The organism is Microseira wollei NIES-4236 (assembly GCF_020521235.1).
Taxonomy (GTDB): Bacteria; Cyanobacteriota; Cyanobacteriia; order Cyanobacteriales; family Aerosakkonemataceae; genus Microseira; species Microseira wollei.
This window is the reverse complement of record NZ_BLAY01000464.1, coordinates 1-1,021: the sequence shown is the minus strand read 5'-3', so window position 1 is coordinate 1,021 and position 1,021 is coordinate 1. Positions and strand designations below refer to the sequence as shown.

Here is a 1,021-nt window from a genome sequence, read left to right as displayed (position 1 = left end):
CGCGCGATCGCGTCGAACTGCTCAACCTGATCTGTTCCCAAGCTGCTATCTCGCTGCAAAATGCGCGCCTGTATCAGCAACTCGAAGACTATTCCCACAAGCTTGAGGTCAAAGTTGCAGAACGGACCGCACAACTGCAAGCGGCGCAAAAACAGATGGTGGCGCAAGAAAAACTCGCTGCCCTTGGCACTTTAACCGCAGGCATTGCTCACGAACTGCGTAACCCCCTCAACTTCGTCAACAATTATGCCGAAAGCTCGGTGGAATTAACCCTTGAAGTGTTGGCAGAACTGGAAAATCCCACCCCAGACCAGGAATATATCCAAGAATTATTAACCGATCTCAAAGATAACGCCGCCACCATCCATCGTCACGGTCAAAGAGCGGAGAATATCATTCGCAGCATGATGGAACACGCCAAGAGCGGCAGTGACTCCCCACAGCGCCAAACCACCAATCTCAATCAACTGCTGAGCGAGGCTATACAGCTTGTCTATCACAGCCAGCGCGGTGGCGACCCCCATGTGAATATCACCTTCCACACTCAATATGACGACTCGATTGGCACGTTAGAAGTGATACCCAATGCTCTGAGTCGCGCTTTGATTAACTTGCTGGATAATGCTTGTTATGCGGTGCGAGCAAAGCACAGGAAGGGGGAGCCTAACTTTACTCCACTGATTGAAATTGCTACCACTAACTGCGGCAACTGCATCGAAATTCGCTTGAGGGATAATGGGTGTGGCATGACATCAGAAATTCAAGAGAAAATCTTTGAGCCATTCTTTACTACCAAACCCACTGGTGAGGGTACGGGATTGGGATTATCGCTCACCCACGATATTATTGTGGAGCAGCATGGGGGAACTTTAAGCGTTGAGAGCTCACTTAACTGTTATACGGAATTTAGAATTACCTTGCCTAAGGTGGTGGTGTAAACGTAATTCGAGTTTGTTAGCAGTAAAGATGTGGGGAAAGAGACGGGATTGGGATTGACGATATGCCTCCCTTCCCCACTCGC

General features: G+C 49.3%; 1 protein-coding gene. It reads left to right on the top strand.

Going from position 1 to position 1,021, the window contains the following annotated elements; genetic code table 11:
* Window positions 1-938, top strand: a 938-nt coding sequence (locus tag MiSe_RS49260; protein ID WP_264197169.1) for a sensor histidine kinase, incomplete at its 5' end; no start/stop codon positions are given.
* Window positions 939-1,021 lie beyond the last annotated feature (83 nt).